Source organism: Tessaracoccus lubricantis, assembly GCF_039544535.1.
In the GTDB taxonomy this organism is placed as follows: Bacteria; Actinomycetota; Actinomycetes; order Propionibacteriales; family Propionibacteriaceae; genus Arachnia; species Arachnia lubricantis.
The window spans coordinates 76,070-102,539 of the sequence record NZ_BAABLV010000031.1; the positions used below are offsets into that span (position 1 = coordinate 76,070).

A 26,470-nucleotide genomic window follows, 5' to 3' on the forward strand; every position below is an offset into this window, starting at 1 on the left:
GGGGAAGAAGTGGGGCGGCTTGCGCTACAGACGGTAACACCGCGCGGGGACACTGCTTGCCAGCGGCGCGCTGCCCGGCCCGTTTCAGGACTCGGCCGCCGCCAGCAGCGACGGGTCCGGGGCGCCGGGTTGGGGCTGGCGCCGAGTGAGCAGGTCCCACTCCATCTTGAGGTTGGCCGGGAACTCGCGCAGCCAGCCCTTCACCCAGTTGTAGGGGAACCGCCCCAGCATGGTGGTGTCGCCGACGCCGACGGCGTCGATGCCCACCTCACGGCAGATCGCGATCGCCCGCCCGAGGTGGTAGTCCTGCGTGATCACGGTCATCTCCGAGACGCCGTACACGTCGCGGGCCCGGACGCAGGAGTCGTAGGTGTCGAACCCGGCCGGGTCCTCGACGATCCGGTCTGCCGGCACCCCGCGCCGCTCGAGGTAGGTGCGCATGACCATCGGCTCGTCGTTGGACTCCGCGCCGCCGTCGCCCGTGACGAGGATGGCGCGGATCCTGCCGGCCTCGTACAACCTGGCGGCGACGTCGAGCCGGGCCGCCAGGAAGGCCGACGGCCCGGAGGGGTCGGCCTTGGCGCCCAGCACCATGCCGACGGCGCGCTCGGGTGCCTGCTGCACGCCGTAGGTGCGGCCCGACGACAGCCAGGCCACGCGCCCGGCGCTCAGCGCCACGGGCAGCACGCCCAGCACGGCTGCCACCCCGACGGCGACCAGCGCCCTGCGCCACCGTCGGGGAGCCCTGCCCGGCGCTGCCTCAGTCACGGTTGCGCAGGTACCAGCTCACCAGCGACTGGGTGGAGGGGTCCTGCTTGGCCAGGGCCTCGGCGTCGCCGAAGACCGCCGGGGCGATCTCGAGGGCGAGCTTCTTGCCGAGTTCGACGCCCCACTGGTCGAACGAGTCGATGCCCCACACGACGCCCTGCACGAACGTGATGTGCTCGTACAGCGCGATGAGCTGACCGACCACCGACGGGGTGAGGGCCGGCGCCATGATCGACGTGGTGGGCCTGTTGCCCTCGAAGACCCGCGCGGGGACGATCTCCTCCGCAGTGCCCTCGGCGCGCACCTCCTCGGCGGTCTTGCCGAACGCCAGCGCGGCGGTCTGGGCGAAGAAGTTGGCCAGGAACAGGCCGTGCACGTCGGTGTCGCCGTCCGTGACCGGGTGGGCCGGGTTGGCGACCGCGATGAAGTCTGCCGGGATGATGCGGGTGCCCTGGTGGATCAGCTGGTAGAACGCGTGCTGGCCGTTGGTGCCCGGCTCGCCCCAGAAGATCTCGCCGGTCTCGGTGGTGACCGGGGTGCCGTCCCAGCGCACGGACTTGCCGTTGGACTCCATCGTGAGCTGCTGCAGGTAGGCGGCGAAGCGGTGCAGGTACTGCGCGTACGGCAGCACGGCGTGGCTGTGGGCGTCGAAGAAGTTGACGTACCAGACGTTGATCAGGCCCATCAGGAGCGGCACGTTGCGCTCCGCGGGCTCGGTGCGGAAGTGGGTGTCGACGGCGTGGAACCCCGCGAGGAAGTCGCGGAAGCCGTCGGGGCCGATGGCGATGGCCACTGGCAGGCCGACGGCCGAGTCCACCGAGTAGCGGCCACCCACCCAGTCCCAGAAGCCGAACGCGTTGGCCGGGTCGATGCCGAAGTCGGCGACCTTGTCCAGCGCGGTCGACACGGCGACGAAGTGCTTGGCGATGGCGTCGGTGCGGGCATCGTCCGAGTCGTCGACCGCGCCGGCCTCGGCCAGCGCGCCCAGGAACCAGTCGCGGGCCATGCGGGCATTGGTGAGGGTCTCGAGCGTGGTGAAGGTCTTCGAGGCCACGATGAACAGCGTCGTGGTGGGGTCGAGGTCCTTGACCTTCTCGTAGCAGTCGTTGGGGTCGATGTTGGAGATGAAGCGGCACTCCAGGCCGTCCTGCTTGTACGGCAGGAGGGCCTCGTAGACCATCACGGGGCCGAGGTCCGAGCCGCCGATGCCGATGTTGACCACCGTCTCGATGCGCTTGCCGGTGACGCCGGTCCACTCGCCCGAGCGCACCTTGTCGGCGAAGGCGTACATGCGGTCGAGCACCTCGTGCACATCGGCGACGACGTCCTGCCCGTCGACGGTGAGCTCGGCGTCGCGCGGGAGCCGCAGCGCCGTGTGGAGCACGGAACGGTTCTCCGTGACGTTGATGCGCTCGCCGTTGAACATCGCCTCGCGCCGCTCGGGCAGGTTGACCTGCTCGGCGAGCCGGACGAGCGCGCCGAGCACGTCGTCGGTGATGAGGTTCTTGGAGAGGTCGACGCGGAGGTCGGCCAGGTCGAACGTGAATTCGTCCGCGCGGTGGGGGTCAGCCTCGAACCAGTGGCGCAGGTCGGGGACGAGGGCGTCCCTGAGCGTGCGGAGATCTGCCCAGGCTTCGGTGGAGGTGGCGTCAACCGGAGTGTTCATGCCCCCCAGCCTAGAGCGCCGTCGGCGCCTGCGCCGATCGGGGCGGACACCGGTTGCGCGCCGATTGGTCACCGGACGCGCCCCGGGTGAGAATGAGGCCATGAAGCGAGCCCTCCTCGACGACGACCGGTACGACGGCCCCGACGAGGGCGACGAGGTGCCTCGTGCGCGCAGGCGCCGCGGCCCGCTGTTCGTGCTGTTCATGGTGTGCGTGCTGGTGCTGCTGCTGCCCGCCCTGGTGCTGGCGTTCTACGTGGGCCGCGGCTGGCTGGCGCTCGACAGCATCGACCGCGACCCGGGCCTGACCCCCGTCGAGTACGTCGGCCGCCCCAAGCCCGCGGCGCCCAAGGGTGACGCGCCGGAGGCGAGGGCCCCCGTCAACTTCGTGCTGATGGGCTCGGACAGCCGCGACGGTGAACGCGGCCGCTCGGATTCGCTGATGGTGGCCCACGTCTCGGGCGACCGCCAGCACGTCTACCTCATCTCGTTCCCCCGCGACATGTGGGTGGAGGTCCCCGAGCACGGCGAGGCCAAGATCAACGCCGCCTACGCGTGGGGCGGCGCGCCGCTCACGGTGCGCACGCTCGAGAGCCTGCTCGGGGTGCGGATGGACCACACCGTGGGCATCGACTTCGAGGGGTTCATTCAACTCACCGGCGCCGTCGGCGGGGTCACGGTGCACAACCCGTGGGCCTCCGGCAGTGGCGCGAACCGCTTCGAGGAGGGCGAGGTCACGTTGGAGGGCGAGCGTGCCCTGACCTACGTCCGTGAGCGCTACGGCCTGCCCAACGGCGACCTCGACCGCGCCTACCGGCAGCGCACCGTCGTCAAGGCCATCATCGGCAAGCTCGCCACGCCCGAGACGGTCACCAACCCGGCGCGGTTCAACGAGGTCGTCGGGCAGGTCGCCGACACCCTCACCGTCGACGACCAGATGACCAACGGCTACGTCACCGAGCTGGGCATGCAGCTGCGGATCTTCGGCGCCGACGGCGTACGGATGCTGCAGGCCCCCATCCGCGGGTTCGCGACCATCCAGGGGCAGTCGGTCGACGTGGTCGACGTGGGCCGGCTGGAGATGCTCGCGAAGGCGCTGCAGACCGACACCATGGCGCAGTACTTCGCGAGCTACGGCGCCGACGACTACTCGGCGCTGCCGCAGGTCGACCCCGACGAGTGAGCGCTCAGGCCTCCTCGAGGGCCTTGTCGGTGTACTCCGGGAGGAACCAGGCCGCCACCATCGCCAACGCGAACATCAGGCCGAGGACCACGAACAGCGTGGGCCGACCGGCCGCCCCGACGATCACGGGCACCAGGAGCGGGGCCGCCATGGCGGCGATGCGGCCGAACGCCGTGGCCGCGCCCGCCCCGCTGGCCCGCACCGCCGTCGGGTAGACCTCGGGCGTGATGGCGTACAGCGCGCCCCAGGCGCCCAGGTTGAAGAAACTCAGCGTGCAGCCGGCCGCCAGCGTGATGGCGAAGGCCGCGGAGGCGTTGCCGGGTGCCAGCGATTCGGCGATGCCTGGCGCCATGCCGAACGCGAGCGCGCCGACGACGGAGCCGCCCAGGAACGTCACCAGCGTGGGTCGGCGGCCCCAGACCTCGATCAGGATGGCGGCCACCAGGTAGCCCGGCAGCTGGGCGAGCGTCATGTAGAGGGTGAACTCGAACGAGCGCACCAGCGTCATGCCGCCCTCGAACAGGAGGGTGGGCAGCCAGATGAACGCGCCGTAGTAGGAGAAGTTGATGCCGAACCACACCAGCCACAGCGCGATGGTGCGGGTGCGGAAACGCTCACCGAAGAGCTCGCGACGGGTGACCTTGGCCGCGGCGGCGACCTCGCCGTCGGGGGCCTTGTCACGGTCGTCGACGGTGACGCCGGCCGCGTCCTCGAACTCGCGCACCGCCTCCTCGGCCTCGGCGTGGCGGCCGCGCGACTCCAGGAAGCGGACCGATTCCGGCAGCCCGAACCGGACGAACAGCGCGTAGGCCGCGGGGATGGCTCCCAACGCCAGCGCCCAGCGCCACCCGTTCTCGTTGGGCACGACGAAGAAGCCGATGGTGGCGGCGGCCAGCCAGCCCACGGCCCAGAACGACTCGAGCGCGACCACGACACGTCCGCGGATCCGGCGCGGCGCGTACTCGCTCACGAGCGTCGAGGCCACGGGCAGCTCCGCGCCGAGGCCCAGGCCGACGATGAAGCGCAGCACGACCAGCATCGCCAGGCCCGTGGACAGGGCCGAGACCCCCGTCGCGATGCCGTAGATGAGCAGCGTGAGCGCGAAGACCTGGCGGCGGCCGATCTTGTCGGCCAGCAGCCCGCCGAGCGAGGCGCCGATGGCCATGCCGACGAACCCGATGGAACCCAGCAGCGACAACTCGCCCGAGCCCAGGCCCCACTCGGCGGCGAGCGCGGCCATGATGAACGAGATGAGCCCGATGTCCATGGCGTCCAGCGCCCAGCCGAGGCCTGAGCCCAGGAGCAGCTTGTTGTGCTTGCGGGTGTAGGGCAGCTCGTCGAGGCGCTGCGCGCGGGTGAGGTTGAGGCTCATGCGCGGAAGCCTAGGCGCAAGCCGGTCCGCGCGACAGACCCGCCCGCGCCGATGTGGGTGCGCGTGCGGCAAGATTGTCCCCATGACTGTGCGTGGAATTGTGGTGTGCCTGCCCGATGCGTCGCTCGACGACTATGTCGGCGTCGTCGAGGTGCTCATCCAGGAGGGGTTCACCCGGTTCGCGCTGCCCGCCACCGCCGAGGCATTGCGCGACGTCACCACGATCTTCGGCTCCCGGGCGACGTTCGGCGCGCTGCGGGTCTCGTCGAGCACGCACGTGCACCTCGCCGCCGACGCGGGCGCGGCCTTCGTGTTCTCGGACGTGGCGGACAGCGACGTCGCCGATGCGGCAGACGAGCGTGGGGTCGAGTGCTTCGGGTCGGCGATGACCCCTCGTGAGGTGCGCGGTGCCCTGCAGCTGTCCAACGGCGCGCTCCTCCACCCGGCCGACGTCGTGGGCCACGCGATGGCCGCCCGCCTCCGGGAGCTGGGGCTGGCCGACCGGGTCATCCCGCTGGGCGGCATCGGCGCGTACGCGGCCGGCGAGTGGTTCAAGGCGGGTGCACCCGCCGTCGGGATCGACCACACGCTGCTGGGGGATGCTTTCGACGGCGGGTCGCTGTCGCAGCTGCGCGAGCGGTGCACGTCGTTCATCGCGCTGGAGCGGCGGATCGTCGAGGAGCGTAACTCCCTTACCTGATTCACAGGAAACGGGGCCGTCCTCAACTTGGATTCCGCCTGACCACGACCTATCCTGAGAAAACCTTAGGGCATTCTCAGGAAAGGCGAAGGTATGTCAGAACCTCGACGGGCAGCAGCGGTGGACGATGCGGCCGAGCTCGGAATCGTGAACCCTGCCCGTCGGGCGCTGGGCGCCACGACACGGCGCGGACGGATGGTGCGCCTCGTGGTGGCGCCGCTGGCGGTCTTGTCGGTGGGAGGCTTGGCCGCCGGCGTGCTCTGGCTCGGGCCGGCAGGCACGGAGACCACGGAGGCCGTGCAGGCGCCTCGGGCGGTGGCAGACCTCGGCGTCTCGCGCAGCCAGGCGCGGCCCGCGCTGTCGCCGTCGGCGAGCCCCAGCCAAGAGCCCCTCGACCTGGAGGCGGCCAAGGCGGCCAACCCCGAGGTGGTGACGCCCGAGCCGACGGTGTCGCCGAGTGCGCCCGCCACCCCGGCCTCCCCCGCGCCCGAGCAGGCCTCTGCGGTGTCGGGCACGGCCGCGTCGGGCGAGGTCGCGGCCGCCGGAGGCGTCGCTGCGGAGGCCGAAGGCTCGGCCGAGGCCGCGGTGGAGGCGCCGGCTGAGCCCGCCGTCGACTACTCGGCGCTCAGCGATGCGGCCGGCAGCCTGTTCGCGTCGGCATCGGTCAACGTGCGCACCGGCCCCGGCACCGATTTCGAGGTGCTCGACTCGCTGGCCGCTGGCGCCGAGGTGGCGGTGACCGCGTGGGAGGCGGACGGCTGGCGGCAGGTGTCGGTGGACGACGCCGCCGGGTGGGTCAAGGCGTCCTTCCTGGCCGAAAGCAAGCCCGCGGTCGCAGCGGCGGCAGAGTCGTCGTCGGGGTTCTCCACCGCCGCGTGCGAGAAGGCCGCCGGGCTGGAGCGCAACCTGACGGACCGCACGGTCGGCGTGCTGCGGGCGGTGTGCGCCGAGTTCCCGGCGGTCGACTCGTACGGCGGCTACCGCCCCGGTGACAACGACAGTTACCACGGCAGCGGCCAGGCCATCGACGTGATGGTCAGCGGCGAGTACGGCTGGGAGGTCGCCCGGTGGGCGCGGGCCAACGCGAGCGCGCTGGGGATCATCGAGGTCATCTACGAACAGCAGATCTGGACCACTCAGCGCGCCGGTGACGGCTGGCGCGGGATGTCGGACCGGGGTTCGGTGTCGGCGAACCACTACGACCACGTGCACATTTCGGTGCGCTGAGCTTTTCCCTACCGAATCAGAGTGACCGATGTGGATTATCCACATCGGCCACTCTGTTTGCGTAGCGATAAGTTCGGGCCCTTCGCCGCTGGCTCAGGAGTCGTCGGGGGCGACCTCCGGCGGAGCGGCGCTGCCGCCATCGCTCTCGATGGCGGTGAGGGTGACCACTCCCCCGTCGAGGCCCACCTCGCTGCGGGCGATGGCCGCGAAGTTGAGGGCGGCGTAGTCACCGGCCTCCCAGAGCACGCCCAGCCGGCCGTCGGGCAGCTCCGCCGCCACCGAGTAGGCGCACGCGCCGTTGTCGATCATCACGGAGTCGCCCCAGGTGGTGCCACCGTCGTGGCTGACGCGCAGCGCGAGGCGTCGGCGTTCGCGGGGGTCGTCGAGGAGCGTGCACACGAGGTCGTCGGCCCAGCGGGCGAGGCCGCCGTTGCAGGCGGGGTCGACGAGCTGCTCGTGCGGCACGGGCTGGGAGAAGCTGATGCCACCGTCGGTGGAGATGGCCCAGCGTCGGCGGGGCCGGGTGCGGGCGTGCAGCAGCACGCGGCCGTCGGGCAGCTCGACCACCTTGTTCTCGTCGCAGTCGGGGCCGATGCGCTCGCCGAGCTGCCAGGTGTCGCCGTGGTCATCCGAGTACGCCATGGCCACGAAGTGCTCGCCTGCGAGCGTGCGCAGTACGAAGGGCTGGAGCAGTCGGCCCGTGCTGAGGGTGGCGCCGTGGCCGGAGGAGGCGAACATGCCGGTGACGTCGGCGGGCTTGAGTTCCGCGGTGAGGTCGCGGTGTGTCCAGGTGTCGCCGTCGTCGATCGAGGTGGCGAGCCAGAGCCTCAGCCCCTCACCGTCCGGCCCGGCATCGGCGGTGAAGAACGAGCGTCCCGTCGAGCCGACGTACCAGCAGTGGAGGGCGCCGGAGGCGCTCACCAGGAAGCTGGCGTCGCCGAAACCGCCGGCGTCCGTGCGGCGGCGCAGCACCTTGACGTCCGACCAGGTCTGGCCGCTGTCGTCGGAGGTGCGGTGGACGAGGTCGAAGGGGCCGGGGAGGTCGCGCCAATCGGCCCGCACGTCCCAGGCCGCGATGACCCGACCGGTCGCCGTGACCGCCAGGGCGGGGATCCGGTAACAGGGTGCGTCGAAGGCCGAGCCCTCGAGGGGCTCACCGGTCTTGGCGAGGGTGATCATGTCGGTCCTTTCCTACTTCTCGAGCCCAGGCCCCCAGCGACCCGCGATGCCCAGCCACAGGCGCCCAGAGCAACCCCCGGCGCCGTAGGGATTTTGCCGTGGGCACAGGGGCGCCCGACGCGGTAGGTCGGGCATTGGGGGTGCCCGTCCGCCGCCTGCTCGGGCCACCGACCACACGACCGGACGGGCGGGGGTCCCCCACGGGCGAGGAGGGCGCCCCTGTGACCGCGGCGATCCGAGCTGGAGTTGCGGACGTCATGTACGCCTGGCGGGTTTCGACCGCGCTGGCTCCTTCGTCGCTGGCGCGGCTCAACCAGCGTTGCGCGGCTCAACCGGCGTTGCGCCGCTCAACCAGCGTGGCGGGGCTCAACCAGCGTTGTGGACGGCGTCGGCGAACCAGCCGGTGATGGTAGCGGGGTGCGTGATGGCCGTGCCGACGACGACGCTCCAGGCACCGCGCTGCATCGCCTCGGCGGCGACCTGCGGCGTGTGCACGCGGCCCTCGACGAGCACCGGGCGCTCAACCGCGGCCACGATCTGGTCGACGGCCTCCCAGTCGACTCCCGTCGTCTTGGGGCGCTCGCCGCTGTAGCCGACGAGCGTGGTGCCGATGATGTCGGCACCTGCCTGCTCCGCGGCGACTGCGTCACCCTCGGAGCCGCAGTCGGCCATGACCAGCACCTCGGGGAACTGCGCCTTGAACTCGGCGATGGTCTCGGCCAACGTCCGGCCGTCCGGGCGCTCGCGGCGGGTGCCGTCGATCGCGATGATCTCGCAGCCCGTCTCCGCCACCTCGATGCAGTCCTTCAGCGTCGGGGTGATGTACACGCCCGTGTCGCCCACCTTCACCAGCCCGATCAGCGGCACGTCGACCCGCTGCCGGATGGCGCGCAGGTCCGCCAGGCCCTTGGCCCGGATGGCGGCGGCGCCGCCCCGGACGGCCGACTCGGCGACCTGGGCCATCGTGTTCGGGTCGAGCATCGGCTCGCCCGGGTACGCCTGGCACGAGACGATCAGCTTCCCCTTGAGCTGCTGGATGACTGCGTTCATGACTTCTCCTCGGTGACGAAGACCTGGGCGGCGGCACCGACCAGGGCGGCCGACGATCCCAGTTCGGCCTTCAGCACGGGTAGCTCCGCGAGGACGGAGATGACCTCGCTGCGGATGGTGTCGGTCAGCGGCTGCCACCAGACGGGGCCCGCGTCGGCGACTCCCCCGCCGATGACGACGGCGGCCGGGTCCACGACGGTGACGATCCCTGCGATGGCCCTGCCGAGTGCGACGGCGGCGTCACGCACGACGGTGCGCGCGTCGTCGTCATACCCGGTGGCGCGCGACATGATCTCGCGGCCGGAGGCGCGTTCGTTGCCGAACGACGCGTAGCGCCGCTCGATCGCCGGGCCGGCGGCGATGGCCTCGAGGTGGCCGAGGCGGCCGCAGGGGCAGCGCATCGACTCGGCGCCGGGGGTGGGGATGTGCCCCATCTCGCCGGCGACGTGGTGGTGCCCGTTGCGGAGTTTCCCGTCGAGCACGAGCGCGCCGCCGACGCCGGTGCCGACGGCGACCATGAACAGTGAGTCCAGGCCGCGCGCCGCCCCGAAGCGGTATTCGCCCATGGCGTGGGCGTCGACGTCGTTGAGCGCGACGACGCGTCGGCCGGGTGCCCAGCCGAGGCGGGCCCGCAGCCCGGCGGGCACGTCGGTGCCCACCCAGCTGCAGAACGTGTCGGTCGACGAGATGATGCGGCCGGTGCGTGAGTCGACGACTCCCGCGGTGCCGACGCCGATGCCCACGACGTCGTCGGTGGCGACCTGGCGGACCAGGTCGGCGACGACGTCGAGCACGGCGTCACCGCCGTCCGCGGCAGGGGTCGGGGCGGTCACGACGTCGCCCAGCACCCCTTCGGAGGACACCAGCGCAACGGCGGTCTTCGTGCCGCCGAGATCGACCCCTACCGCGTAGCTCATGCCAGCAGGCCGACCTCTCGCAGGATGCCCTCGATGGCGGGCTTGCAGGAGTCGTCGAGCGGGCGGATGGGGGCGGGCATGGCGCCGGAGGCGATGACGCCGAGGCTGGCCATGGCCTGCTTGAACGCACCGATGCCGCCGGCGTCGCCGGACATGCCCTTGGGCACGAAGGCGATCTCGAACAGCTTGGTGATGCGGTCCTGCTCGTCGCGCACGCTGACCCAGTCGCCTGCCTCGGCGGCCTCCCACATGCGGGCGTAGCCGGCGGGGTCGACGTTGGCGAGGCCGGGGACGGCGCCGTCGGCGCCGAGCAGCAGCATGCCGTCGACCATGACCTCGTGGCCGGTCAGCAGTTCCAGCGGGGAGCCCGCGGCCTTGTTGGCCTGGACGAGGCGGCGGAAGCCGACGTCGTCGCCGGAGGAGTCCTTGACGCCAGCGATGACGCCTTCCTTGCCGAGGCGCACGAGCATGTCGACGGCGAGGTAGTTGTGGACGCGGACGGGCACGTTGTAGGCGTAGACCGGCACGTCGACGCCGGCGGCGACGATGCGGAAGTGCTCCTCGATCTCGGCCATGTCGTTGAGGGCGTAGAGCGGGGAGGTCACGACGACGGCGTCGGCGCCGAGGGCGACGGCGCGGCGGGCGCACTCGACCATGCGACGGGCGGTGAGGTCGGGCGTGCCGACGAGCACCGGCACGCGGCCGGCGGTGCGCTCGACGGTGCGCTTGATGACCTGGTCACGCTCCTCGTCGGTCAGGTAGGCGACCTGGCCGGACGAGCCGAGGACGAACAGGCCGGCCATGCCGCCGTCGATGAGGTGGTCGACGACCTTGTCCAGGCTTTCGAAGTCGACGGTGCCGTCTTCGTTCATCGGGGTGACTACAGGGGGGACGATGCCACGCAGTTTCTGCATGATGATTGCTGTTTCTCTTTCGGTGGAGATGGGTCAGAGGAGTGAGGGCACGGCACCCAGGAGGGTCCGGGTGTAGGCGTGCTGCGGGTTGGCGAAGATCTCGTCGGCGGGGCCGGTCTCGACGATCTGGCCGGCGAGCATCACCGCCATGCGGTCGGAGATGAACCGCACGGTGTTGATGTCGTGGCTGATGAAGACCAGCCCGAGGCCGAGTTCGTCCTTGAGGTCGGTGAGCAGGTTGAGCACCTGGGCCCGCACCGACACGTCGAGGGCAGAGGTGGGCTCGTCGGCGATGATCACGTCGGGCTCGAGCGCGAGGGCCCGGGCGATCGCGACGCGCTGGCGCTGGCCGCCGGAGATCTGCCGGGGCAGGACGTCGAGCGCCGACTGGGGCAGGCCGACGAGGTCGAGCAGCTTCTTGACGCGCTGCTCGCGCTCCTTCGGCGTGCCGACGCCGTGCACCTTGAACGGGTCCAGCAGTGCGTCGCGCACGAGCATGCGGGGGTTCAGCGCGGTGGCCGGGTCCTGGAACACGACCGACACGGCGCGGCCCAGCTTCTTGCGGCCGTCGGCGTTGAGCTTCATCTCCTCGCCGAAGTAGCGCACCGTGCCGCTGGTGACCGGCTGCAGGCCGACCATCACGCGGGCGAGGGTGGACTTGCCACAGCCGGACTCGCCCACCAGGCCGAGCGTCTCGCCCTTGCTGACGGAGGCGGTGACGCCGTTGACGGCGTGCACCCGGTCGGGGCGGAACAGCTTGCCGGTGCGGGCCTTGTGGATGACGTGGACGTCCTCGAGTTGGATCACTGGCGTGGTGCTCATCGGACCGCCTCCTTCTCCAGCAGGGCTTCGAGTGCATCGGTGCGGGCGTACAGGTGGTCCTTGCCGGGCACCGGCCGCAGGGTGGGCTTCTCGTCCAGGCCGATCGTCGGGTAGGCCGAGCGGGGCGCGAAGCGGTCGCCGGCGACGAACTCGCGCGGCGAGGGCACGACGCCCGGCACCTGGTGGAGCCGTCCGCCGCCCTGTTCGATCGAGAGGACCGCGCCCAGCAGGCCGCGGGTGTACTCGTGGATCGGGTTGCTGAGCAGTTCCCGGGTGCCTGCCTGTTCGACGACCTGGCCGGCGTACATCACCGTGATGCGGTGCGCGACCTGGGCCACGAGGGCGAGGTCGTGGCTGACGAAGACCATTGCGAAGCCGAGCTTCTCGCGCAGTTCGTTGAGCAGGTCGACGACCTGCGCCTGGACGGTGACGTCGAGGGCCGTGGTGGGCTCGTCGGCGATCACGAGGCGCGGGTTGCGGGTCAGCGCCATGGCGATGAGCACGCGCTGGCGCTGGCCGCCCGAGAGTTCGTGCGGGTAGGACTTCAGCGTGCGCACCGGGTCGAGGCCCACCAGTTCGAGGAGTTCCTCGGCGGTGCGCTGACCGCCACGCCTGGTGAGCTGCGCCATCTGGCTGCGGATCAGCATCGACGGGTTCAGCGAGCTGAGCGCGTCCTGGTAGACCATGCTCATCTCGTGGCCGCGCAGCGCGTTGCGCTCCTTCGGCGACATGGTGAGCAGTTCCTGACCGGCGAACCGGACCGAGCCCTCGATCTTGGCGGTGTCGGGCAGCAGGCCCATGATCGCCATCGAGGTGATCGACTTGCCACAGCCGGACTCGCCGACCAGGCCCATCGTCTCGCCGGGGCGGACGGTGAACGAGACGTTGTCGACGATCTCGACGTCGCCGTGCGCGCTCGGGAACGAGATCGACAGGTTCTCGACGACGAGCAGCGGCTCGGCGTCGGGGTTGTCGAGCACCAACCGGTCGGTGCGCGCCAGTTCGGCCGCCATCAGCGCCTGCAGGCGCCCGTCGAGCGATTCGCGCTGGGTGGCGTTGGCGTGGGCGATGCCGTCGGCGACGGAGGTGCCGGCCATGGCGTCCTCCTCGGCCTGGACGTTGACGCGGCTCTTGATCTTCGGCGACGCCAGGGCGTCGGTGAGGCCCTCGGAGAGGATGTTGAGGCTCAGCGTGGTGATCAGGATGAACACGCCCGGGAAGAACGTGACCCACCAGTGGCCCGACAGCAGCAGGGCCTTGCCCTCGGAGAGGATGTTGCCCCACGTGGCGGCGTTGACCGACGTGATGCCGGTGCCGATGAAGGACAGCGAGGCCTCGAAGACGATGGCGTCTGCCACGAGCACGGTGGCGAACACCATGATCGGGGCCAGGCAGTTGCGGGCGACGTGCTTGATGAGGATCCACCAGGTGCGGGCGCCCATGACCTTCGACGCGGACACGTAGTCCTCGCCGAACTGGGCCAGGACGTTGGCACGCACGACGCGGGTCAGCTGCGGCACGTAGAGGAACGCGATCGAGATGATCACCACGGGCAGGATCGGCAGGCGTGACGCCATCGCCGTGACCAGCACCGCGGCCAGCGCGATGCCGGGGAAGCTCATGATGATGTCGAGGATGCGCATCAGCACCTCGGCGACGACCTTGCCCGCCGTCGCGGCGATCGAGCCGAGCACCGCGGCGACGGCCAGCGCCAGGCCCGTGGCGGCGAGGCCCACCAGCAGGGAGACCCGGGTGCCATGGATGACGCGCGAGAGGATGTCGCGGCCCGCGTCGTCGGTGCCGAACAGGAACGTGGAGTTGGGGGCCACCGAGTTGTCGGGGATCACCTGCGTCCCGACGCCCTCGATGGTGACCTCCTGCAGCACGACCATGTCCTCGGGGACGAGGCCGGAGGCGTTCGGGGAGTACGGGGCGATCAGCGGCGCGAACACTGCCAGCAGCGCCATGATGACGAGGACGCCGATGGCGATCTTCGAGCTGAGGGGAAGCGCCTTGAGGCTCTGGAAACGCAGCCCGGGCTGGGTGAGCTTCTTCTTGGCTTCGGCAGACAGTGACAGCATCAGATGCTCCTGATCCGCGGGTTGACCATGACGTAGAGCAGGTCCACGATCAGGTTGATGATGATGAAGGCGATCGCCACCGTGATGGTGACGCCCTGGACGATGTTGACGTCGTTGCGGGTGATGCCCTGGAAGATGAGCTGGCCCATGCCCTGGATGTTGAAGATCATCTCGATGACGACGGCGCCACCCATGAGGTAGCCGACGCGCAGGCCGAGCACGGTGAGCGGGGTGATCAGCGCGTTGCGCAGCACGTTGCGGCTGATGACGACGCTCTTCGGGATGCCGGCGCCGATGGCGGTGCGCACGTAGTCACGGTCGAGTTCCTCGACCATGGCGGTGCGCACGACACGCGTCAACGAGCCGGCGACGGGGACGGCCAGCGCGAACGCCGGCAGGAAGATCATGTTGGCGTAGCCGGCAGGGTCCTGCGTGAACGGGATCCAGTTGACCACTGCGGGGAACCAGCCGAGGCCGCCGGGGATGTTGCCGAAGCCCTGGATCAGCAGCAGCGCCAGCCAGAACGACGGGGTGGCCAGGCTCGCGATGGAGAACACGCGGATCGCCTGGTCGGGCCAGCGGTCGCGGTAGAGCGCCGCGAGCACGCCCAGCACGAGCGACATCACGACGGCGATGGCGAGGCCGATGAAGGTGAGCTGCAGGGTGAGGGGGAAGTTCTCCCCCACCATCTGCGAGATCGGCACGCCGGTGAATGACTGGCCGAGGTCACCCTGGACGAGGCCGCCGAGGTAGCGGAAGAACCGCACCACGGTGGGGTCGTTGAGCCCGTTGGCCTCGCGGTAGTTGTTGAGCGCCTGCAGCGATGCGCTCTCGCCGAGCGCCAGACGTGCGGGGTCAGCGCTGGAGAAAGACATCACGATGAAGACCAGCAGCGTGACGCCCAGCACCATGATCGGCAGCGCGATGAGGCGCCGACCAAGTAGCCGGATCAGATTGGACACAGTGTCGTCGCTCCTTGCGGGCGGGTTGTCCGCCCATATGGGTGCGTCAGAGGGGATGTCTCCGCGCGGGGCCCCTTGTGAGGGGCCCCGGCCGGAGACATGGGAACCGCGTGGAGATGACCGACGGCGGTTGGGAGGCCGGGCCCCGGAGAGTGCCAGGGGCCCGGCGGGAGGGTGCTACTTGGTCGAGCCCACGCCGACGAAGGACAGGCCGGTCACTGCGATCGGCTTGAAGTCCTGCAGGGTCTCGGGGTCGAAGGCGGTCGGGGACTTGCGGTGGAAGATCGGGTACAGCGGGGCGTTCTCCGACACGATGTCGAAGATGCTGTGCCATGCGCCCAGCTGCTCGTCGCCGGTGGAGGTGGCGGCGGTCTCCAGCAGGTCCTGGACCTGGTTGTAGGAGTCCTGGCCCTTCCAGTGCATGCGCGAGTCGGTCCAGACGTCGCCGGCGTACCACCAGCGGATCAGGAGGTCGGCGTCGTCACCGAAGACCGACGGGTCGCCGGGGGCCATGACGATGTCGAACGCACCGGCGTTGCCGTCGATGGTGCCGTAGACGTCGGCCGACTTCTTCTCCTCGTAGGTGACGGTCAGGCCGGCGGCCTCGAGCGACTCCTTGACCATCGGGCGCACGGCGGCGAACCAGCCGTGGTCGGACGAGAGCAGACGCACTTCCTTGAGGCCGGTCTCCGCGAGGAGCTCCTTGGCCTTCTCCGTGTTGCCGGCGTACTGCACCTTGGCCTCCTTGAAGGCGGGGTGCGCCTCGTGCACGAAGGACTTGGCCGGGGAGGCCAGGTCCGACATGCCGACCTTGCAGATGCGGTCGTAGTCGAGGGCGTAGAGGACGGCCTGACGGTTGCGCACGTCGTCCATCGGGGCGGAGCCACAGTTGAACATCAGGAAGAGCAGACCGAAGCCCTGCTCGGCGGCGACGGACTTGCTCTCGGCCAGCTGCGCCAGGTTGGCGGCGGGCACGGAGTCGATGGCCTGGACCGAGTCGGAGCTCAGCGCGTTGGTACGGGTGGAGTCATCGGGGATGATCTGCCATTCCATGGTGGCGGCGCGGGCCGGCTGCGGGCCGGTGTACTCGTCGAAGCGCTCGAACTTCAGCACCTGCGAGGCGGCACCGTTGTCGGTGAGCTTGTAGGGGCCGGTGCCGACGGGGGCCAGGTCGAAGGCCTTCTGGTCGGCCTCGACGAGGGCCTTCGGGACGATCTTGACGACCGCGAGGCGCTCGGGGACCAGCGAGAAGGGGTACTTCGTCTTGATGGTGACGGCCTTGTCGTCCTTGGCGGTCACCGTGTCGATGAAGGGGATGAACGAGGCGTAGAGCGAGGCGTTGTCCGGGTTCAGCACGCGCTCGAACGAGAAGACGACGTCGTCGGTGGTCACCGGGGTGCCGTCGTGGAATACGGCACCGTCACGCAGCGTGACTTCCCACGTGGTCTCGTCGACCTGCTGCGGCAGGTCGGCGCCCAGCGCGGCGTAGATCTCGCGGGTGGCCGGGTGCAGCTCGGTGAGGCCCTCCATGGTGTGCCAGTTGGCGGCCAGGGTGAGGGCGGCCGTCGTGCTCATGGGGTCGTAGCCGTTGGTGCCCAGCTCGTACGAGATGGCAGCGGTGATCTTGCCGTCGGTCGCGGCCGGGGCCGGCGACGCGGGGGTCGTGTCGGTGCCGGCGGCGGTGGTGGTGCTGCCCGGCGTCGGCTGCGAATCAGCGGGGCTGCAGGCGGCGAGGCCACCGGCGAGCGCCGCTGCTGCGCCGAACGACCCAGCGAGCTTGAACAGGTTGCGGCGCGAGGTGTTCGCGCCCATGGGGTTCGTCATTGAAAACTCTCCTACTTATCGGACATCCGATGTCTGACATGCGTCAGTATTGCATGATACAGGGCGTTAGACTGCACACGCTCACAAAAAGTGCTCAGCCTTCTGAAAGTAAGAGGATTGTGATCAACAGCCACGAACCGCAGCGACTCCGCCAGACCACCCAGGCGGTCAAGGAGCACATCCTGCGCGAAAAGCTCAAGCCCGGTGACCCCATGCCCACTGAAGTGCAGCTCATCGAAGCCCTCGGCGTCTCCCGCTCCAACCTGCGCGAAGCGATCCGCACCCTTGTCACGCTGGACATCCTCGAGGTGCGCCACGGCACGGGCATGTTCGTCGGCAAGATGTCGCTGCGCCCACTCGTCGAGGGCCTCGCCTTCAAGGGCGTCGTCCTGCCCGGCGAGGACTTCGAGACGCTGCGCCAGATCGTCGAGGTCCGCATGGCTCTCGACCAGTCGCTCGCGCCGGGTGTCGTTGAGCGAATGAGCGGTGGGCAGTCATCCGAGCTCGCCGCCCTGTGCGACAAGATGACGGAGAAGAAGGCCGCGGGAGAGAGCTTCGCCACCGAGGACCGGCTCTTCCACCTCAACCTGGCAGAGGTGCTGAGCAACGAGTTGTACGCGCAGCTGGTGGCGGCCTTCTGGGACGTCCACACGCTGATCGCGCCCCGGCTCGGCGTCCCAACCCCCCGCGACCTGGACGACACCGTCGACGCCCACCGCGCCATGCTCGATGCCGCCCTCGCCGGCGACCTCGAGGAGTACCGGGCCGCCGTCGAGCGCCACTACGCCCCACTGCTGCGCGTGCTGGACTCGTCGAAGCGCGCCGCGCAACCGGCAGTCGCCGTCTCCTGACTTCCTGGCCGGCCCAGGCCGGCACAAGACAGATGCGGGTTGCGCACCGTAGCCGTTGCGCAACCCGCACCTGTCTTCCATCGGCGCCGGGGCGCCGGCTACGACAGGCGCACCACCGCGGCACCCGGGCGGTCCGGGGCCAGCGTCAGCACGCCGTCGAGCAGCATCCCCCACTCGGGCGTCAGCAGATCGCCGGCCACCTCGACGGGGGTGTCGGCGTCGATGAACGCCAACGTCGAGCCGTCCTCGGCCCGGCCGAGACGTACCCACACGTCCGGGCCGAGGTCCAACTCCCGGTCCGTCGGCGTGACCTGCAGGAACTCCCCCGCGGGGCGGACCCACCGGCCGACGGAGGCCACCACCTGCGACTGCCACTCGGGCAGCCGGCCATCGGCCATGGGGCCGACGCCGAACAGGAGCCGGCCACCGCGGGTCACCACGTCGACCAGGTGGCGGATCGCCATCGGCCCCGCCAACGCGTGCGACAGGTCCTCCTCCTGGTTGTACGCGAACGACAGGCCGACGCCGCGGCAGTTCTCCCACATGCGGGCGTCCTCGTTGTCCAGCATGTGCTGGTACTCGCTGGTGACGTAGTCGGCGTGCGGCACGTTCCAGCGGTCGTTGACCACGCCGTCGGGCTTGGCCGCGTAGTACTCCTCGAACACCGAGCCGATGCCGTGCGGCTCGAAGTTCTTGCCGGCGTCCGGCCACTCGATGTCGTTCCAGAGCACGTCGGGCTGGTAGCGCCGCACCAGGTCACGCACGTGGTCTGCCGCGTACGACGCGTACCCCTCGTCCAGCGGACGCAGGCCGTCCCACGACCAGGTGTCGGCCTCGCCGATCGGCGGGAACGGCCGCTCGTGCCAGTCCAGGCCGCCCGAGTAGTAGGCCCCGAAGCGGACGCCGTGCTCGCGGCACGCGTCGGCATAGGCACCGACCAGGTCCTGGTGCGGGCCGCGCGCGACCGTGTTGCGGTCCGTGCCCGGCGCGTCCCACAGGCAGACGCCGTCGTGGTGCTTGGTGGTCAGCACGAGGTAGTCGGCGCCGGCCTCCGCCAACTCGCCGACCAGCGCGGAGGCGTCGAAGTGCTCGGCCCTCCACTGGTCGATGAAGTCGTCGTAGGGGCGGCCGCCGTACACGTCGCGCTGGTGCTGCCACGCCTGGCTGCCCTCGAGCCGGATGGTGTTGTAGTACCACTCCGAGTAGGGGTTGTGCGTGTACCACTCGGTGGCCGATTCGACGGTGCCGAGCTCCGCCGTCGGTTCGGCCCAGGCCGGCACCGAGTAGGGCCCCCAGTGGATGAAGAAGCCGAGCTTGGCGCGCCGGAACCACTCCGGCGTGCCTCGTGCGTTGAGCGCCTCCCAGCGCTGCTGGTCATCGACCACCGAAACCTCCGATATTCATGCCCCGCGACAGCTGGCGCTGCATCAGGACGACGATGATGAGTGAGAACGCGACGGCCACCGAACAGGCCGCCATCAGCGGCCCCCAGTCGGTGCCGCGCTCGCCCGAGAACATGGACAGGCCGAGCTGCAGGGGCGCCTTGGCCGGGTCCGTGATGATGATCAGCGGCCACAGGAACGCGTTCCAGTAGTCGATGAACGCGAACGCGGCGACGATCGCGATGGGGCCGCGCAACAGCGGCACGATCACGTGCCACAGCAGCTTGAGCTGGCCGGCGCCGTCGATGCGGGCCGCCTCCTCGTAGTCGGGCGGCAGCGACAGCAGGAACTGGCGCAGCAGGAACGTGCCGAAGGCGCCGAAGGCGAACGGCAGGATGACCATCGAGTAGGTGTTGACCGCGCCGAACTCGTTGGCGCCGATGAACAGCGGGATGACCAGCACCTCGATGGGCAACATCAGCGTGGCGATGAACACGGCGAACAGCTTGTTGCGGCCGGGGAACTCCAGTCGCGCGAACGCGTAGGCGCTGAGCACCGACACCGTCACGGCGATGAGTGCGCCCATGCCTGCGATGAAGAACGTGTTGAGCAGGATCCGGCCGAACGGGATGGCGGTGAACACCTCGGCGTAGTTGCTCCAGCGCACCTCGGACCCGACGATGTCGGCACCGCTGAGCAGCACCTCCTGGCTGGGCTTGATGGAGCTGACGAACATCCAGATGAACGGGACGAAGAAGACGAACCCGAACAGCGCCAGCAGGACCTTGCTGATGATCCTGGCGGGACGGACCCGCGACCGGGCCGACTGCCTTGTCAGGGTGTCAGGCATCGTAGCTCACCCACTTCTTCTGGCCGAGGAACTGCAGGGCGGTGAACAGCATGATGATCACGAACAGGATCCAGGCCATCGACGACGCGAAGCCGAGGCGGTCGTAGGAGAAACCGGCCCGGTACAGGTACAGGACGATGGTGTTGGTGGAGTCGCCCGGCCCACCCTTGGTGAGCATGTAGGGCTGCGTGAACACCTTGAAGCCGCCGATGACGGTCATGACCGAGGCGAAGAACAGCGACGGCGACAGCATCGGGAACGTGACCCGCCAGAAGCGGTTCCACGCGTTGGTGCCGTCGATCCGGGCCGCCTCCATCACGGACGGGTTGATGTTGTTGAGGCCCGCGGCCAGCACCACGATGTTGTAGCCGACGCCCTGCCACAGCGACATCATGACCAGCGAGACCAGCGCCCAGTTGCCGTCGCCCAGCCACGACGGGCCGGTGATGCCGACGCCGCCCAGCAGGGTGTTGACCAGGCCGTTGTCCTGCAGCATGAGGCGCCACACGAGTGCGTTGGCCACCATCGGCGTGACGACGGGGATGAAGAACAGGATGCGGAAGAAGCCGCCCCATTCGGGCAGCGAGTGGAGCCACACCGCGATGCCGGTGCAGATGACCAGGTTGGCGATGGTGTACCCGATCGCGAAGATCGCGGTGTTGCCCAGGACCTTGAAGAACACGGGGTCGGCGCCCGACAGAAGCTGCACGTAGTTCTGCAGGCCCACGAACTCACGCTCGCCGTAGAGAGGCCAGTTGTAGAGACTGATCACCAGGGAGGCGATCAGCGGCACCACGATGAAGATGAAGAAGCCCGCCATCCCGGGGGTGAGGTGGATGAGGGCCAGCAAGCGCTGGTTGAAGCCGGGCTTGCCGACCCTCTCCACGTCCACGGCCGGGCGCGCTTCGGTCGAAGCTGCCGAGGAGACCATGATCAGCCGACGCCCTGGGAGATCTGGGTGAGGATGTCCTCAGCGGTCTTGTTGCCACGGTAGCCGTCGGACGAGTACTGCGAGAACTGCGTCACGACCTGGTTCCAGGTGGGGGTGGTGACCAGCGGCTGGCCGGAGTCGAGGAGGGCCTTGACGACCTCGACGTCGGCCTCGGGCTTGCCCTCGGCCCAGCCGTCGATGGCGGAGTCGATGGACGGGACGGTGCCGCGGTGCTGACCGACGTAGGCGACCACCTCGGGGGTGGTCATCTTGACGATGTTGGCGAAGGCGGCGGCCTTGTCGGGGCAGGAATCGGCGATGCCGAAGCCAGAGCCCTGGATCATGCCGCCGGGGGTGCCGTCGTTCGACGGGGGTGCGGCGATGCCGACCTCGAAGTCGGAGCCGTCCTGGTAGGTGGAGTAGAACCAGGGGCCGTCGATGAACATGGCCACGTTGCCAGCCATGAACGCCTGGCGGCCGACCTCGTCGGTGTCACCCGGGTTGGGGGCGGCGGCCACCTGCTCCTTGTTGACCAGGTCGAAGGTCCACTGGATGTCCTCGACCAGCGCCGGGTTGGTGAGGTTGAGCTCGGCACCCTCGGTGGGGACGACGCCGTTGGCGAAGCTCAGCGCCAGGGGCGGGTAGCCGATGTCGGAGGACACGGCGAAGCCGTACTTGCCGTCGGTGGTGAGGGCCTTGGCGTCGGAGAGGAACTGGTCACGCGAGTAGTTCGCGCCGGGCAGTTCCAGGCCGGCGGCCTCGAAGAGTTCCTTGTTGTAGAACAGCAGCATGGGCTCTGCGTCGTAGGGGATGGCGCGGACCGTGCCGTCGACGGTGAGGCCCTGCATCATCGCCTCGTTGTACTGGCCGAGGTCCAGGCCGGCGTCGGCGGCGAGGTCGTCCAGCGGGGCGAGCAGGCTGCCGAGCTCCTGGGCGCGTGCCGCCTGGGTGGTGATGATGCACGGCGCGTCGGACGCGGCCATGCGGGTCTTGACCAGGGTCCAGTACTCCTGGAACGACGGGCCGTCGAGCGTGATGTCGAAGTCGCCCTCGCCGCCCTCCTGGACGCCGGCGATGAAGGTCTCCCACTGTTCGCGGTCGGACTCGTTCGACACCCAGGTGTACATCTGGTTGGCGCGGTCGCCCGCGTCCCCCTCGGCGCTTCCGGAATCGCCGCCGCAGGCGGCGAGCCCCAGAGCGAGCGCGGCGGTGGCCGCGATGGCAGTGGCTCGGCGAATGTTCATGAGTTAAGCCCTTCTCCTTTGAATGGGTTGGGGGGGCTTCGTGCAGGCCTGCGTTGACCCTGGCACCCCTCGGTTCTCAATTGTAAGTTCAATGTTAACGTAGGTCAAGACAAAATAGTTAACGCTCTCAGAACGTGATGGGCCTTGTCAGCGCGATTCGACGCGATGTGGGTCGTCGGGCGCGCGAATTTTAATGTATGCACATGGGTTGTGCCAGGGGGAAGTGAGCCCTCCGTGCAACAGAGGGCAACACACAGCGCTGGCGGCCCGTCTCCAGGCCGCCAGCGCTGTGGGGTTCGAGCGCGTCGTGCGCTCAGTCGTCGTACGTGACGCCCTCGACAGTGGGCACGTCGTGCCACCGGCCGTCGGCGGCCGACGCCATGGCGGCCTCGTCGATCTCGGCGGCCGAGAGTCCGTCGAACACCGAGGGCGCCAACTGCCGGCCGGTGAGCACCGACTCGATGAACTGCGCCGCCTCGACCACCTTCATGTCGTCGAAACCCATCGACGTGCCGGGGCTCGGCTGGAAGTTCGAGAAGCGCGGGAAGTCGTGACCGGCCATCACCTGCGTGTACCCGGCGAACTCGTTGCCGCGGCCGACTGCCACCTGGAGATGGTTGAAGTGTTCGAAGTTCCACCGGACGGAACCCTCGGAGCCGTACACCTCGACGACGTACTCGGCACGCGGCCCCGTCGCGACCCTACTGGCCTCGAGCGTGGCAAAGGCCCCGCCCTCGAGGCGGGCGATCATCGCGATCCAGTCCTCGTTCTCCACCGGGCCCTTCTCGTCGGAGACCTCCCACCCGCTGTGCCCGACACCGCTCCGCAGGGGGATGGGCCGCTCGGTGATGAACTGGCCGGTCGCCGCCGTGACCGACTCGATGCGGCCGGTCAGGTACTGCACCAGGTCGGCCCCGTGGCTCATCAGGTCGCCGATCACGCCGCTGCCCCCGCGCTCGCGGCTGTCGCGCCACGTGAGCGGCCCGTCCGGCGAGGACGCGTAGTCCGCGATCAGCCAGCAGCGCACGTTGGTGATGCGCCCCAGCCGGCCGCTGCGGACGAGGTCGCGGGCACGTTCGACGGCCGGGGTGTGGCGGTAGTTGAACCCGACGGCGGTGACCACGCCCGCGGCTCGCGCGGCCGCGGCGATGTCGCGCGACTGGCCCACGTGCGTCCCCATGGGCTTCTCGATCCAGAACGGCTTGCCCGCCTCCGCGGCCGCCAGCGCCACCTCCCGGTGCAGGAAGTTGGGGGAACAGATGGACACGACGTCCACCTCGGGGTCGGCGATCAGCTCGCGGAAGTCCTCCACCGCGCGCTCGAAGCCCATGGCGGCCACGGCGGCCGCGCGGGTCTCGGGCTGTGGGTCACATGCGCTGACCAGGCGCACCGTCGCACCCAGGTCCGGGAACTTCTCCGCCAACGCCCGGTAGCTGCGGGCGTGGAGCCGCCCCATCCACCCGAGGCTGACGACGCCGACACCGATGTTGCGATCCGTCATTGGCTCGCCCTCTCTCAAACGTGCCCCAGAGCGGGGCAATCCGCGTGTTGTCGTAACATATCAGGGCAGTGAGCGAGCGCAAAGGGCCCACGGCAATTCCGTGCTGGTCGTTATTGACAGTACATAGGAAGTTCTTTAGGGTGACGGTGAGCCCAATGTAGTGCCGCCCCCGAAAGGACCGCCGTGGAAACGCAATCCAAGGCCCGCAACACCGACCCCCGATACTCCAAGCTCGCCATCGGCGTGTGCCCCGACCAGTGGGGCGTCTGGTTCCCCGAGGACCCGCTTCAGATCCCATGGGAGAAGGCCCTCGACGAGATGGCCGAGGCCGGGTTCTCGATCATGGAGACCGGCCCGTTCGGCTACTTCCCCACCGACCCCAAGCGCCTCGCCGACGAGATGGGCAAGCGCGGCTTCAAGGTGGTCGCCGGCACCGGGTGGGGCATCCTCCACCAGGAGGAGGCGTGGAAGGACACCGAGGCGACGTTCCGCGCCATCGGCGAGACCCACGCCGCCGTGGGCGCCGAGTACGTGGTGCACCTGCCCCCGATGTTCCGTGACGAGCACACCGGCGCGTTCACCGACGTGCGCCACCTCGACGGCGCGGCGTGGGACCTGTACGTCACCAACGCCAACCGCCTCGGCCGCATCATGAAGGAGGACTACGGCCTGAAGATGGTGCTGCACCCCCACGGCGACTCGCACATCGAGACGCGCGAGGACATCGACCGCATCTTCCAGGCCACCGACCCCGCCTACGTCGGCTTCTGCCTCGACACCGGCCACGTCGTCTACGGCATGGCCGACAACATCGACCTCATCAGGACCTACCCCGACCGCATCCAGTACGTGCACATCAAGGCCATGGACCCGAAGATCGTGAAGCAGGCCCACGACGAGGACTGGCCCTTCGTCAAGGCCGTCAAGGCCGGGTGCTCCGTGCCCCCGCCCGAGGGCGAGCCCGACATGCCCACCCTCGTCGAGGCGCTGGCAGACCTCGACAAGGAGCTGTACGTGATCTGCGAACAGGACATGTACGGCTGCGATCCCGCCTATCCCCTGCCCAACGCCATCAAGGTGCGCGAGTACCTGGCCTCCATCGGCCTCGGCCAGAAGTGAGACTGACATGACCGTACGCATCGGCATGATCGGCCCCGGCGGCATGGGCCGGGCCCACATCGAGCGCATCCACTCCGTCATCTCGGGCGGCAGGGTCGTCGCCGTCTCCGACGTCAACGCGGACAACGCCAGGGCGGTCGCAGACCAGATCAGCGGCACCGCCCACGCCTCGTCCCAGGAGCTGATCGACTCCCCCGACGTCGACGCGGTGATGATCACCAGCCACGGCCCGGCCCACAAGCCGGACGTGATCGCGGCCATCCGCGCGGGCAAGTACGTCTTCTGCGAGAAGCCCCTGGCCCCCACTGCAGACGAGTGCGTCGAGATCATGCAGGCGGAGCAGGAGGCAGGCAAGAAGCTGGTCACGGTGGGCTTCATGCGCCGCTTCGACGCCTCCTACCGAGAGATGAAGCGGATCCTCGACGACGGTGAGGTGGGCGAGGCCCTGATGGTCCACTGCGCGCACCGCAACCCCACGGTGCCCGACTTCTACACGTGGGACATGGCCATCAACGACACGGCGATCCACGAGATCGACACCATGCGGTGGCTGCTGGGCGAGGAGTTCGTCTCCGTCCGCGTGGACAAGCCCAGGAAGACCTCGCTGCGCTTCGAACACCTCCAGGACCCTCTGGTGTTGATCCTCACCACGGAATCCGGCGTGCGCGTCGACGACGAGGTGTTCGTGAACTGCCAGTACGGCTACGACATCCAGTGCGAACTCGTCGGCGAGACCGGCGTCGTGCGCCTGGGCGACCAGGAACTGGTGCAGCGGGCCGACGCTCACGGGCGGCGCAACCGCCTGACGATGGACCACAACCAGCGCTTCGGCGCCGCGTTCACCACGGAGGTCCAGGAGTGGATCACCGCCGTGGCCAACGACCGTCACACCGGCTCCACCAGCTGGGACGGCTACGCCGCAGCAGTGGTGTGCGACGCCGGCGTGCAGGCGCTCACCGCCGACGGTGAGGTCGCCGTCGAGATGATGCCCAAGCCCGAGTTCTACGCCTGAGGAGGCGTCCATGGTGAAGATCCTGCTCGACCCGTCGATGTACCACCCCCAGCTCACCGTCGCGGAGGAGCTCCGCAAGGCGGCAGACCTGGGCTACCAGTACCTCGAGCTGTCGCCCCGCGCCGACTTCCACGAGTGGCACCACTACCCGAAGGTCGACGACGCGGAGATCGCCCGGGTGAAGTCGGCCATGAAGGAGACCGGCGTGCAGATCTGGTCGTTCAACCCGGTGTTCAACTGGGCCTCCCCCAACGAGATGGAACGCCAGCACCAGGTGCGCAACTGGAAGCGGCTGCTCGAGATCGCCGAGGAACTCGAGGTGCCGCTGATCGCCACCGAGTTCTCTGGCGACCCCAACCAGCCGGTCATCAGCGAGGGCCAGTTCTACCGTTCGATGGAGGAACTCGTCCCCTTCTTCGAGAAGCGGGGCCTGCAGTGCTCCGTGGAGGCCCATCCCTACGACTTCGTCGAGACCAACGACCGTGCGGTCCAGGTGGTGCGCGGGGTGAACAAGCCCTGGTTCACCTACCAGTTCTGCTTCGCCCACATGTTCCACCTGGGCGGCGGGGCCACCGACGTGCGACCGATGCTGGACTACGCCGGCGACAAGCTGGGCCACGTGCACGTCGCCGACGTGTTCAACCACAGGGCCAACGTGGGCAACCGGTACATCGTGAACCCGCCGGGCGTCGACGCCCGCATCCACCAGCACAACGAGATCGGCAACGGCGAGGTCCCCTGGGACGACGCCTTCGGCCACCTGCGCGACATGGGCTACGACGATGCGCTGTCGGTGTGCGTGTTCGGCTGGGAGGAGGACGCCGACGCCATCCACGTCCGGATGCGTGAGCGCCTCGAGGCCGAGTTCCCCGGCTGAAGCCTCCTTTTCATCACTTGTTCATAACAACCATCATAATT

The 26,470-nt window shown here is 69.3% G+C and carries 23 protein-coding genes; 7 read left to right on the forward strand and 16 right to left on the reverse strand.

Annotated features, from left to right (window positions below; genetic code table 11):
- Positions 1-84: 84 nt before the first annotated feature.
- Complete coding sequence (locus ABEA30_RS09790) at positions 85-768, reverse strand: SanA/YdcF family protein (RefSeq protein WP_345582312.1); 684 nt, start codon at positions 766-768, stop codon at positions 85-87.
- Complete coding sequence (gene pgi, locus ABEA30_RS09795; protein WP_345582314.1) at positions 761-2,434, reverse strand: glucose-6-phosphate isomerase; 1,674 nt, start codon at positions 2,432-2,434, stop codon at positions 761-763. Before pgi ends, ABEA30_RS09790 begins: the two co-directional genes overlap by 8 nt.
- A gap of 100 nt (positions 2,435-2,534) precedes the next feature.
- Between pgi and ABEA30_RS09800 the strand changes: the two genes are divergently transcribed.
- The gene (locus ABEA30_RS09800) at positions 2,535-3,614 is read left to right on the forward strand and encodes an LCP family protein (RefSeq protein WP_345582316.1); all 1,080 of its coding nucleotides are present in this window, start codon (positions 2,535-2,537) and stop codon (positions 3,612-3,614) included.
- Positions 3,615-3,618: 4 nt separating this feature from the next.
- Here the strand turns inward: ABEA30_RS09800 and ABEA30_RS09805 are convergent, their stop codons facing one another.
- Positions 3,619-4,986, reverse strand: coding sequence for an MFS transporter (locus tag ABEA30_RS09805; RefSeq protein WP_345582318.1), 1,368 nt, complete (start codon positions 4,984-4,986; stop codon positions 3,619-3,621).
- A gap of 82 nt (positions 4,987-5,068) precedes the next feature.
- Here ABEA30_RS09805 and ABEA30_RS09810 point away from each other — a divergent pair, with 82 nt between their 5' ends.
- On the forward strand, positions 5,069-5,686 hold the full coding sequence (locus ABEA30_RS09810; protein ID WP_345582320.1) for a hypothetical protein: 618 nt from the start codon (positions 5,069-5,071) through the stop codon (positions 5,684-5,686).
- A gap of 93 nt (positions 5,687-5,779) precedes the next feature.
- Positions 5,780-6,913, forward strand: coding sequence for an SH3 domain-containing protein (locus tag ABEA30_RS09815; protein WP_345582321.1), 1,134 nt, complete (start codon positions 5,780-5,782; stop codon positions 6,911-6,913).
- 93 nt (positions 6,914-7,006) lie between these two features.
- On the opposite strand, the gene ABEA30_RS09820 is transcribed toward ABEA30_RS09815, so the two are convergent.
- From ABEA30_RS09820 to ABEA30_RS09855, 8 genes are all read right to left on the reverse strand, one after another.
- A complete protein-coding gene (locus tag ABEA30_RS09820) occupies positions 7,007-8,092 on the reverse strand; it encodes a sialidase family protein (RefSeq protein ID WP_345582323.1) in 1,086 nt (361 codons plus the stop codon).
- A gap of 366 nt (positions 8,093-8,458) precedes the next feature.
- Positions 8,459-9,142, reverse strand: coding sequence for an N-acetylmannosamine-6-phosphate 2-epimerase (locus tag ABEA30_RS09825; RefSeq protein ID WP_345582325.1), 684 nt, complete (start codon positions 9,140-9,142; stop codon positions 8,459-8,461).
- The gene (locus tag ABEA30_RS09830; protein WP_345582327.1) at positions 9,139-10,059 is read right to left on the reverse strand and encodes an ROK family protein; all 921 of its coding nucleotides are present in this window, start codon (positions 10,057-10,059) and stop codon (positions 9,139-9,141) included. Before ABEA30_RS09830 ends, ABEA30_RS09825 begins: the two co-directional genes overlap by 4 nt.
- Positions 10,056-10,973, reverse strand: a complete 918-nt coding sequence (locus ABEA30_RS09835; RefSeq protein WP_345582329.1) for a dihydrodipicolinate synthase family protein — start codon at positions 10,971-10,973, stop codon at positions 10,056-10,058. Before ABEA30_RS09835 ends, ABEA30_RS09830 begins: the two co-directional genes overlap by 4 nt.
- A 33-nt stretch (positions 10,974-11,006) precedes the next feature.
- Entirely contained in the window at positions 11,007-11,795 is a 789-nt protein-coding gene (locus ABEA30_RS09840) for an ATP-binding cassette domain-containing protein (protein WP_345582331.1), read from the reverse strand.
- Positions 11,792-13,876, reverse strand: a complete 2,085-nt coding sequence (locus ABEA30_RS09845; RefSeq protein WP_345582333.1) for a dipeptide/oligopeptide/nickel ABC transporter permease/ATP-binding protein — start codon at positions 13,874-13,876, stop codon at positions 11,792-11,794. The genes ABEA30_RS09840 and ABEA30_RS09845 overlap by 4 nt, the downstream gene beginning before the upstream one ends.
- Positions 13,876-14,838, reverse strand: coding sequence for an ABC transporter permease (locus ABEA30_RS09850; protein ID WP_345582335.1), 963 nt, complete (start codon positions 14,836-14,838; stop codon positions 13,876-13,878). Before ABEA30_RS09850 ends, ABEA30_RS09845 begins: the two co-directional genes overlap by 1 nt.
- Before the next feature lie 177 nt (positions 14,839-15,015).
- A complete protein-coding gene (locus ABEA30_RS09855) occupies positions 15,016-16,662 on the reverse strand; it encodes an ABC transporter substrate-binding protein (RefSeq protein ID WP_345582337.1) in 1,647 nt (548 codons plus the stop codon).
- A gap of 119 nt (positions 16,663-16,781) precedes the next feature.
- Between ABEA30_RS09855 and ABEA30_RS09860 the strand changes: the two genes are divergently transcribed.
- Positions 16,782-17,513, forward strand: a complete 732-nt coding sequence (locus ABEA30_RS09860; protein WP_345582339.1) for a FadR/GntR family transcriptional regulator — start codon at positions 16,782-16,784, stop codon at positions 17,511-17,513.
- Between the two features lie 98 nt (positions 17,514-17,611).
- On the opposite strand, the gene ABEA30_RS09865 is transcribed toward ABEA30_RS09860, so the two are convergent.
- From ABEA30_RS09865 to ABEA30_RS09885, 5 genes are all read right to left on the reverse strand, one after another.
- The gene (locus tag ABEA30_RS09865; RefSeq protein WP_345582341.1) at positions 17,612-18,898 is read right to left on the reverse strand and encodes an alpha-L-fucosidase; all 1,287 of its coding nucleotides are present in this window, start codon (positions 18,896-18,898) and stop codon (positions 17,612-17,614) included.
- Positions 18,888-19,745 carry a carbohydrate ABC transporter permease gene (locus ABEA30_RS09870; protein WP_345582343.1) on the reverse strand — a complete coding sequence of 286 codons (858 nt, stop codon included), beginning with the start codon at positions 19,743-19,745 and terminating at the stop codon, positions 18,888-18,890. The genes ABEA30_RS09865 and ABEA30_RS09870 overlap by 11 nt, the downstream gene beginning before the upstream one ends.
- Positions 19,738-20,637 carry a carbohydrate ABC transporter permease gene (locus ABEA30_RS09875; RefSeq protein ID WP_345582345.1) on the reverse strand — a complete coding sequence of 300 codons (900 nt, stop codon included), beginning with the start codon at positions 20,635-20,637 and terminating at the stop codon, positions 19,738-19,740. The genes ABEA30_RS09870 and ABEA30_RS09875 overlap by 8 nt, the downstream gene beginning before the upstream one ends.
- Positions 20,638-20,678: 41 nt before the next feature.
- Positions 20,679-21,920, reverse strand: coding sequence for an ABC transporter substrate-binding protein (locus tag ABEA30_RS09880; protein WP_345582347.1), 1,242 nt, complete (start codon positions 21,918-21,920; stop codon positions 20,679-20,681).
- 313 nt (positions 21,921-22,233) lie between these two features.
- Positions 22,234-23,421 (reverse strand): Gfo/Idh/MocA family protein, encoded by a 1,188-nt coding sequence (locus ABEA30_RS09885; protein ID WP_345582349.1) that lies wholly within the window; start codon positions 23,419-23,421, stop codon positions 22,234-22,236.
- Between the two features lie 183 nt (positions 23,422-23,604).
- On the opposite strand from ABEA30_RS09885, the gene ABEA30_RS09890 reads away from it, so the two are divergent.
- The 3 genes from ABEA30_RS09890 to ABEA30_RS09900 are packed head-to-tail and all read left to right on the forward strand — an operon-like array spanning position 23,605 to position 26,429.
- Positions 23,605-24,540: a TIM barrel protein gene (locus ABEA30_RS09890; protein WP_345582351.1), complete on the forward strand. Its 936-nt coding sequence runs from the start codon at positions 23,605-23,607 to the stop codon at positions 24,538-24,540.
- Between the two features lie 7 nt (positions 24,541-24,547).
- Positions 24,548-25,552 carry a Gfo/Idh/MocA family protein gene (locus ABEA30_RS09895; RefSeq protein ID WP_345582353.1) on the forward strand — a complete coding sequence of 335 codons (1,005 nt, stop codon included), beginning with the start codon at positions 24,548-24,550 and terminating at the stop codon, positions 25,550-25,552.
- 10 nt (positions 25,553-25,562) lie between these two features.
- Positions 25,563-26,429: a sugar phosphate isomerase/epimerase family protein gene (locus ABEA30_RS09900; protein ID WP_345582355.1), complete on the forward strand. Its 867-nt coding sequence runs from the start codon at positions 25,563-25,565 to the stop codon at positions 26,427-26,429.
- The last annotated feature ends 41 nt before the right edge of the window (positions 26,430-26,470 follow it).

Bases quoted from the DNA above. Each gene is read 5' to 3' on its own strand.
- ABEA30_RS09815 (WP_345582321.1), top strand. From the start codon at position 5,780: ATGTCAGAACCTCGACGGGCAGCAGCGGTGGACGATGCGGCCGAGCTC.
- ABEA30_RS09840 (WP_345582331.1), bottom strand. From the start codon at position 11,795: ATGAGCACCACGCCAGTGATCCAACTCGAGGACGTCCACGTCATCCAC.
- pgi (WP_345582314.1), bottom strand. From the start codon at position 2,434: ATGAACACTCCGGTTGACGCCACCTCCACCGAAGCCTGGGCAGATCTC.
- ABEA30_RS09810 (WP_345582320.1), top strand. From the start codon at position 5,069: ATGACTGTGCGTGGAATTGTGGTGTGCCTGCCCGATGCGTCGCTCGAC.
- ABEA30_RS09880 (WP_345582347.1), bottom strand. From the start codon at position 21,920: ATGAACATTCGCCGAGCCACTGCCATCGCGGCCACCGCCGCGCTCGCT.
- ABEA30_RS09825 (WP_345582325.1), bottom strand. From the start codon at position 9,142: ATGAACGCAGTCATCCAGCAGCTCAAGGGGAAGCTGATCGTCTCGTGC.
- ABEA30_RS09870 (WP_345582343.1), bottom strand. From the start codon at position 19,745: ATGCCTGACACCCTGACAAGGCAGTCGGCCCGGTCGCGGGTCCGTCCC.
- ABEA30_RS09820 (WP_345582323.1), bottom strand. From the start codon at position 8,092: ATGATCACCCTCGCCAAGACCGGTGAGCCCCTCGAGGGCTCGGCCTTC.
- ABEA30_RS09805 (WP_345582318.1), bottom strand. From the start codon at position 4,986: ATGAGCCTCAACCTCACCCGCGCGCAGCGCCTCGACGAGCTGCCCTAC.
- ABEA30_RS09830 (WP_345582327.1), bottom strand. From the start codon at position 10,059: ATGAGCTACGCGGTAGGGGTCGATCTCGGCGGCACGAAGACCGCCGTT.
- ABEA30_RS09855 (WP_345582337.1), bottom strand. From the start codon at position 16,662: ATGACGAACCCCATGGGCGCGAACACCTCGCGCCGCAACCTGTTCAAG.
- ABEA30_RS09835 (WP_345582329.1), bottom strand. From the start codon at position 10,973: ATGCAGAAACTGCGTGGCATCGTCCCCCCTGTAGTCACCCCGATGAAC.
- ABEA30_RS09845 (WP_345582333.1), bottom strand. From the start codon at position 13,876: ATGCTGTCACTGTCTGCCGAAGCCAAGAAGAAGCTCACCCAGCCCGGG.
- ABEA30_RS09800 (WP_345582316.1), top strand. From the start codon at position 2,535: ATGAAGCGAGCCCTCCTCGACGACGACCGGTACGACGGCCCCGACGAG.
- ABEA30_RS09895 (WP_345582353.1), top strand. From the start codon at position 24,548: ATGACCGTACGCATCGGCATGATCGGCCCCGGCGGCATGGGCCGGGCC.
- ABEA30_RS09900 (WP_345582355.1), top strand. From the start codon at position 25,563: ATGGTGAAGATCCTGCTCGACCCGTCGATGTACCACCCCCAGCTCACC.
- ABEA30_RS09885 (WP_345582349.1), bottom strand. From the start codon at position 23,421: ATGACGGATCGCAACATCGGTGTCGGCGTCGTCAGCCTCGGGTGGATG.